Origin of the sequence: Bacillus sp. JJ722 (assembly GCF_036963345.1) — a bacterium.
In the GTDB taxonomy this organism is placed as follows: Bacteria; Bacillota; Bacilli; order Bacillales; family DSM-1321; genus Bacillus_AD.
On record NZ_JBALMO010000043.1, the window covers coordinates 1 to 8,251 of the forward strand.

Genomic DNA, 8,251 nt, shown 5'->3' on the forward strand with positions numbered 1-8,251 from the left:
GTTCGAAAAGTGATTGAAATCACTTTTCGAACAGCCCATTCTTAAAAATTTATGCATTTACTAATTATTTAAGGAAGCTATTCTAGTGCTATGGATTAACGGTTTTCGATTTTTCCATGGGTGGGCTTTTTCAAGTTGGCAAGCTAATTGAAGTAATGTAGCTTCATCGGCAAACTTTCCTGTAAACTGCATACCAATTGGTAATCCACTTACACTTGTTTTCAATGGAAGAGAGATAGACGGTTGACCAGTTGCATTAAATAAGTTTGTAAATGGAGCATAGGTAAATATCTGGTCTGTCCATTGTTGAGCATTAATAGAAGAATTATTAGCATTTAAATAGCCAATTTCAGCTGGTAAGGTAGCTAAAGTAGGTGATAAAAGTACATCATAATCAGTAAAGAAATGCCCTACGGTTCTAGATATAGTAGCATTTGTCTCTATTGCTTCTAGGAGTTGAGATGCTTTCATTTCCCTACCATATAAATAACATTGCCATGTAGTTGCTTCAATATTTTTTTCTGATGGTGTTTTACCAGTGAGCTGAGCCGCGTTTTCAATCATTTTGTAAATATTTGCAGTCCAAATACGTAAAGTAGCTAAACTAAATGGTTCGACTTCGTATTGTGGTGAATCCTCTACTAAGATATGACCTAAATCCGTGCATAATTGTACTGTTTCATTTAAAGCTTTCACACATTCTTCATCTACAGGGGCACCGGAGACAGGTTTTGCAGTCCATGCAATTTTTAATGGTCTTACAGGTTTATTAATTAGTGTTTTATAGGCTTCAGAAGGTGATTCGGGCCAGCTATAACAGCCAATGTCAGGACCACTAACCGCATCAAGAAGATGAGCTGTGTCTCTAATTGTTTTTGTCAATGCAAACTCAATAGCGATACCATTGAGAGGCTCACTATTATATGGGCCAGCAGGTATTCTTCCTCTAGTTGGTTTCAATCCTACTAATCCACTACAGGATGCTGGAATTCGAATAGATCCGCCACCATCATTTGCATGGGCTACGGGTACGATTCCTGAAGCAATAGCTGCTGCTGATCCCCCACTTGATCCACCAGGACTATGATTTACATTCCAGGGACTTCGTGTTGGACCATATAGAATTGATTCTGTAGACGCATTAAATCCAAACTCAGGTGTTGTTGTTGTACCAACAGTAACAAACCCTGCATTTCTAAACCTTTTCATTAATTCACTATCTATTGGAAAAGTAATACCTTCTGCTATTCTACTTCCCATGCTTGTCGGGATATTTTTTGCATGGAGAACCAATTCTTTAATTAAGAAGGGAACTCCTGTAAAAGGTCCGTTAGGTAATCCTCTTTTGATTTCATTTATAGCCTCTTCCTCAAGAACAGTAACAACAGCATTTATATCTGGATTTAGTTCTTTAATGGCCTTAATAGAATAGTGAACAAGTTCTTCAGGATTAACTTGTTTGTTTTTAATAAGTTCTGCAAGACCTAATCCATCATAACTAGAAAACTCTGAAACATTCATTCACTCAACCTCCTTCTTTTAACTCAATTTTAATGATTATATTAATTTTTACAATTACCCAAAAGGATAATTTCTTATTATTCAGAATTATTTGTAACGAAGGTAAAAATGAATCGTAAAGGAGATATCGATAATGCGATTAACTACAGAAGAATATGATAATGTACTTTATGCTGTAGAGGAATTGGCAGTTAAACAGATAAATACTAATTTAGATCGCTATCGCATGGATGTGCTACAAATACTTTACAATGCATTTAAATATAGTACTTCATTATTTTGGATTATGGATAATCATAACAAACTAGTAGATCCAATCATGTTAAATATAGATTTGCAACCTTTTAATGAGTATAAACATTACTTTCATAAATTAGATTTTCTTCATCCACAAAATTTGGAGAAGAAAAAAAGAGTACAAAAATTGGACGATGTGATTTCACCAAATAATTATATCCAAACGGAATATTATAACGCTTTTATGAAAAAGAATTTATATTTAGATGAAATGGCAATTTACTTCGAATTTAATGGAGAACTTGTTGGAGTAATAGGATTAATAAAAAGTAAAGGTGAAGAAAAATTTACACCTTTAGATTGTATGAAAGTAAATTATTTAGTGAAACAAATTGAAAGTGGTTTACATGTACAGCTTATGAGACATTCTCTAAGAAACAGAAATGAGTCCATTCTTACAGATCGAGAAAAAGAAATAATAAATTACTTAGAAAGAGGTAAGAAAAATATAGAAATAGCTAATCTTTTATATGTTAGTACGAATACTATCAAGAAACATCTACAGAACTTATATCGAAGGTTTGGAGTAAGTAGTCGAACGGAGTTATTGTATAAAATAAATAAGAAATGATATATAGGCTTATTTTATGGTATTATATTTTTCTAAATAATAAAAATATTATATTTTCAATTAATATTTACAAATTCATATTATAGTAGTATTGGAGAAAGAAATAGATGGTTACTATGATTGATGGCACGCCGTATGCGCTGAAAGGCGCCCGTGCGGTGTAGGTCTAGTGTGAGCTAGAAATAGCAGTGAAAATTTTGAATTAACGATTATGCATACGAATGATACACATGCGAATGTTCAAAATGCTCCAAAACGAGTAACAGCTGTTAAAGAAGTTCGCGCAAGCAAACCAAACGCTGTTCTTGTGGATGCTGGTGATGTATTCTCGGGTACACTTTACTTTAATGAATTCAAAGGTCTAGCTGATATTGAACTTATGAATTTAATGAAATACGATATGATGACTTTTGGTAATCACGAATTTGATCTTGGTGGAGAAGCAGAAGGAAATACTTCTTTAGCAAACTTTGTAAAAGCTGCTAAATTTCCTTTCGTAAGTGCGAATGTTGACTTTAGTAAAGATAAAGTAATGAACGGCTTACAAACAGCAACCATTGCACAAGATCCTAAAGATGGCCATATCTACAATGCAATCATTAAAGAAGTGGATGGAGAAAAGGTTGGTTTCTTCGGTTTAACAACTGAAGAAACTGTGGATATTGCAAGTCCAGGATCAGCAGAATTCAATAATTATATTAAATCAGCTGAACAAACAGTTGCTGCATTAGAGAAACAAGGCATTGATAAAATCGTTGCAGTAAGCCACATAGGTTATGACGATAATGCTGAATACGATAATGATTTACTTTTAGCTGCGAATGTTGAAGGTATTGATGTAATTGTTGGCGGACATAGCCATACGAAGCTAAGTGAGCCTGTTGTAGTCAATAAGGATCAAAACGGTGTTGCGAAAGATCCAACAGTTATCGTTCAAGCATATCAATATAGCGATTTCCTTGGAACAATTGATGTTGAGTTCGACGAAAATGGTGTTGTAGTTGGACAAGCTGGTGAATTAATTAAATTAGCTGACAAAGCGGAAGATAAAGAAGCTGCTGAAATATTAAAACCATACACTCAAAAAGTAGAAGATACGAAAAACAAACCTACTGGGGCAACTACTGAGAAAGCGCTAACAAACCCTCGTGTAAGTGACGATGGTAATACAGAAGGAATCAGTGTCCGTGCAAATGAAACGGAACTTGGCAACCTTATTACTGACAGTATGCTTGCATCTGCTCAAAAAATGAATCCTAACACTGTTATTGCGGTGCAAAATGGGGGAGGAATTCGTGCGGGGATCGATGCAGGTCCAATCACTTTAGGTGATGTATTAACTGTAATGCCATTCGGTAATACATTGGCAACTATGAACCTTACTGGTGCTGAAATTTTAGAAGCATTAGAACACAGTGTAAGCCAAGCTCCAAAAGAGAGTGGTGGATTCCTACATGTTTCAGGAATGAAATTCACTTATGATAGCTCTAAAGCTGCTGGCAGTCGTGTTGTAACTGCACAAGTAAATGAAAAAGGTACTTTTGTAAACTTAGATCCAGCAAAAACGTATGTTGTAGCTACAAACGCTTTCACTGCTAAAGGTGGAGACGGTTTTGACGTATTTAATAAGGCATATGAAAGCAACCGCGTTACAGATTACGGTCAAGCAGATTGGGAAACGTTTAGCACATACTTATCACAACAAGATGTAGTTAAACCTCAAATTGAAGGACGTATTGTTGACGTTGCTAAGAAGGCACAATAATTACAAATGTGAATTTGGATCGAATGTAGGAAGTAAGCTCATTATCTAGAAATTTCAATTAATCAGGAGGCTACACTTAATGTCTTATCAATTAAAATCATCTCGTAAATTCACAGCAACAGCTGTAACAGCAACAGCCGTAGCATTAGCGGTTGCACCAATAGCATCGGCAGCATCTTTTACAGATGTTGCACCTCAATATAAAGAGGCAGTAGACTTCGTTGTTTCAAAAGGAGCTCAAGGTTTATCTGATTCAAAATTTGGTGTTAGTGAAAACATTATTCGTCAAGATGCAGCTGTTCTAATAGCGCAAGTTTTAGGCCTAGAAGTAGATAAAAAAGATACAAAATCTGCATTTACTGACGTACCTTCACGTACGGCACCTTATGTTAACGCTTTAAAAAAAGCGGGTATTACTTCAGGTAAAACAACTACTAAATTTGGTGCGAATGATTTAATCACTCGCGGCGAATTAGCGGTATGGATTCAACGTGGATTTAAATTACAGGGAAATGCAGCTGTTAAATTCACTGACGTAGCATCTCATTACCAAACAGCTGTATCGGCTCTTGTAAGTAATGATATTACGAGTGGTGTATCTCCTACAAAGTTTGGTACAAACCAACCAGCAAATCGTGGAGACTATGCAATCTTCTTATTCAAAGCAAACAAAACTCTTAAATAAAAATAAACGAAACGTTACTTTATAAGCTAGTATTCTAGCGAAATAAGTGAAGGAGTTAATTACAAACACCTTTAACTATTGTTTCGAATTGATTGGTGAAAGCCCAATCCATATCTAATAGTCAGGCGAGATATGTACCTAATCCTCCTGCATCCAGTGATGTGCTAACAAACAAAAGGGATGAAGTCAGGTGAAGACGTAGAAGTAGTTGATCGTTATCTAACTTTTCAACGGAAGATTCGCGGGGTTCTTTAAAAGGTGGCTATGGTTAGGAGACGAATCCATGCGATAGGCAGGGTGAGTTAGTGAATGCTAGGAATAGCTAAGGGTTTAGCATTCATTCATACATTTGAGATAATGTATTGGAGATTAGTAGAATTGACTATTAAACTAGTCTTTCTCATACCTGAATAGTGGAGACCTAAGGTGACCAAAAAGAGGGATCGAAGCAATGGAACGTTTGAAGTCCGGTTAGAGGAGGTGTGTTAGCACTGATTGATTCTAACTTGGATGGCGGCGAGTTCGTAGTAGTGATAATCATCTGCCGTTTGTATTCTAGTGGTAACACTGGAAGAGGGGAAAACAGATGCTAGCGAAGGAACTTAGTCAATCATAATATACTTTCTTTCTCCCATACTAAAATGAACAAATAGAAAGTGCACGCAATATTGTGCACTTTTTACTTATTTTTACTTATTGAACGTTTAAAGATTACTGATACAATATAACCTAGGTGTTATTTCTTTTGTTTAAATTAACTTGCGAAAGGGTGGTTACATGTTCAAAAAATTTGCCTCCGATGCTCTAGGCTTATCAGATATAGGTAAGATTATCTCACCAGCAGATTATGATAAAGCGGATGCTGATGATTATGTAATGCATGAAGATAATGAGAAAATATATTTCTTAATTAAGACGAAAGCTGATGAATACTGTTTTACAAATCTAGCGCTTATTCATGTGGATGGAGCGAGTGCCGTTTCCTCAAAAAGTACATTGAAACGCTATCCTTACTCCCTTCATAAAATCTCAAATGTATTATTAGAAACAGCAGGTAAGATTGATATGGATGTGGAAATCAAGTTCTCAATTGGGGATGTAAACTTTGATATAGATGTGCGTAAAGATCAATTAGAACAGCTAAAAGATCTTTATAAATCTTTATTACAAATTGAAGAAATTACCCACGAGAATGAAGTCTTACTAGATACAGCAACAAATAGTTTAGATAAAGCAGTCAGCATTTTACAGCACTCTCGAACTGATGATCAAAAGCTAGCAAGTACGTTAACAGATTTAACGGAATTTAGTTTTAAATGGTTAACTGAGGCACGTGAGCAATATCACGTAAAAGATTTTGGCGCAGTTTTTGAAAAATATATAAATAATTAAGTTAGAATTTAAGGATTTAATATTAAATGTTTGTTAAATCGTCCTCGAATATTGATTCGAAGATGATTTTTTTTGGGATTTTGTGCTAGTATAAGCAGTAGCGCTTTTAAAAATTAAATTGAAAAGGGTTTTCGAAGGAGTTTTTACATGGATATTATAATGCTTATTAAAGCAATCATTCTTGGGATGGTAGAAGGACTAACGGAGTTTGCTCCTGTTTCATCTACTGGACATATGATTATTGTTGATGATATGTTGTTAAAATCTGAAGAATTTTTGGGGAAGTATGTAGCTAATACATTTAAAATTGTCATTCAATTAGGTTCAATCTTAGCGGTTGTAGTTATATTTAGAAGTCGCTTTATTGATTTGTTAGGTCTAGATCGTTTTGGTAAGAATAAGAAAGCTGTTAGTAAAGACAACACAAATAGATTGAAAATATCACAAGTAATCGTAGGATTAATTCCTGCTGGGGTACTTGGATTATTATTCGATGATTATATTGATGAACATTTGTTTTCAACTAAGACAGTACTAATTGGTCTATTAGTTGGTGCAATTCTTATGATTGTGGCTGACTTAGTTAGTTCGAAGAAAAAGCCAACTACTGAATCAGTTGACCAAATTACGTATAAACAAGCTTTATCTGTTGGATTAATCCAATGTTTTTCATTATGGCCTGGTTTCTCACGTTCTGGGGCGACGATTTCCGGTGGTGTATTGCTAGGGATGAGTCACCGAGCAGCAGCTGATTTTACTTTCATCATGGCTGTTCCAATTATGGCAGGAGCTAGTGGTCTTTCACTACTGAAAAACTTAGAATATTTCACAGTAGATGCTATACCATTCTTTGTAGTAGGCTTTATTTCTGCCTTCATATTTGCGTTAATTTCAATTCGCTTTTTCTTAAAATTAATTAACAAGATTAAACTGATTCCATTTGCTATATATCGAATTATATTAGTAATTGTGATTTACTTTGTATTCTTTTAAGTTTGGACAAGGTAAATGTAGTTATATATACAAACTCAAAAAAAGAAATCCATTAAACTGGATTTCTTTTTTTTCTGATCTACTTACAATGTTTCGTTATATTTATTTGTTATGATAGCCTTACCTAATCATTTGGAGGACATTTCATGAAGATTGCGGTACTAAGTGATATTCATTTAGATATGAATTCAAATTTCGTTGGAGAGGATTTACTACCTATATTAGTCGAAACTTTAATAGAAAAAGAGCCAGACTTAATTGTGATTGCTGGGGACTTAAGTGATCACGTATCTAGTACCATTCAAATGCTGGATGAAATCGAAAAAAGTATTAATGTGAAAACGCTGTTTATCCCTGGTAATCATGATATATGGATACGGAATAATGAAAGCTCTTGGGATAGCTATCGTGCGTTTGCAAGACATTGTTCAACACTAATTAATAAGCCGTATGTAGTCAACGATCAATATGTCATTATTGGTGATATGGGCTGGTTTGATTATTCACTTGCAGCCGAATCAACTTCGTTAAACGAGATATTAGCAGAGAAAGAAGATTGGGGAGATAGCAAGTATTCGAATTGGAGTATGGAAGACTGTGAGTTAAATGGGCTCATGTTACGCCTATTAGAAGATCAATTACTAACTTATAAAGATAAGGAAGTAATATTCGTTACTCATTTTGTTCCCTTTAAGGAATATGTAATCCCGAGTAATCAATATATGAATTGGGATGTATACAATGCATTTATGGGTTCATTGAGGATGGGCAATTTAATTTATCAGCACGCTCATATTAAGTATGTAATTTTTGGTCATACACATGAGCGGTATCCACTGAAGAAGAATAATACAAGAACAATTATTTGTAATCCACTAGGTTATATTGGGGAAAGAAATGTTGCTACCTTTAAGCGAGAGTTAGAAAAGTCGATCACGATTTTACATGTATGAAAATGAATAGGTTGTTTCCAGAGTATATGGAAGCGACCTTTTTTATCCCGTTCTAACTGGCGCTAAGACTCCCA

General features: G+C 34.8%; 7 protein-coding genes. 6 read left to right on the top strand and 1 reads right to left on the bottom strand.

The features are described 5' to 3' along the window. Nucleotides 1-60: 60 nt before the first annotated feature. On the bottom strand, nt 61-1,521 hold the full coding sequence (locus tag V7014_RS07435; RefSeq protein WP_335505739.1) for an amidase: 1,461 nt from the start codon (nt 1,519-1,521) through the stop codon (nt 61-63). Between the two features lie 133 nt (nt 1,522-1,654). Between V7014_RS07435 and V7014_RS07440 the strand changes: the two genes are divergently transcribed. From V7014_RS07440 to V7014_RS07465, 6 genes are all read left to right on the top strand, one after another. Then, nucleotides 1,655-2,389, top strand: coding sequence for a response regulator transcription factor (locus V7014_RS07440; protein ID WP_335505741.1), 735 nt, complete (start codon nt 1,655-1,657; stop codon nt 2,387-2,389). 211 nt (nt 2,390-2,600) lie between these two features. After that, nucleotides 2,601-4,154, top strand: a complete 1,554-nt coding sequence (locus V7014_RS07445; protein ID WP_335505743.1) for a bifunctional metallophosphatase/5'-nucleotidase — start codon at nt 2,601-2,603, stop codon at nt 4,152-4,154. Between the two features lie 79 nt (nt 4,155-4,233). After that, nucleotides 4,234-4,839 (top strand): S-layer homology domain-containing protein, encoded by a 606-nt coding sequence (locus tag V7014_RS07450; RefSeq protein WP_335505745.1) that lies wholly within the window; start codon nt 4,234-4,236, stop codon nt 4,837-4,839. 777 nt (nt 4,840-5,616) lie between these two features. Beyond that, on the top strand, nt 5,617-6,231 hold the full coding sequence (locus tag V7014_RS07455; RefSeq protein ID WP_335505747.1) for a PH domain-containing protein: 615 nt from the start codon (nt 5,617-5,619) through the stop codon (nt 6,229-6,231). Between the two features lie 147 nt (nt 6,232-6,378). Beyond that, the gene (locus V7014_RS07460) at nt 6,379-7,224 is read left to right on the top strand and encodes an undecaprenyl-diphosphate phosphatase (protein ID WP_335505749.1); all 846 of its coding nucleotides are present in this window, start codon (nt 6,379-6,381) and stop codon (nt 7,222-7,224) included. Between the two features lie 146 nt (nt 7,225-7,370). After that, nucleotides 7,371-8,177, top strand: a complete 807-nt coding sequence (locus V7014_RS07465; RefSeq protein WP_335505750.1) for a metallophosphoesterase — start codon at nt 7,371-7,373, stop codon at nt 8,175-8,177. Nucleotides 8,178-8,251 lie beyond the last annotated feature (74 nt).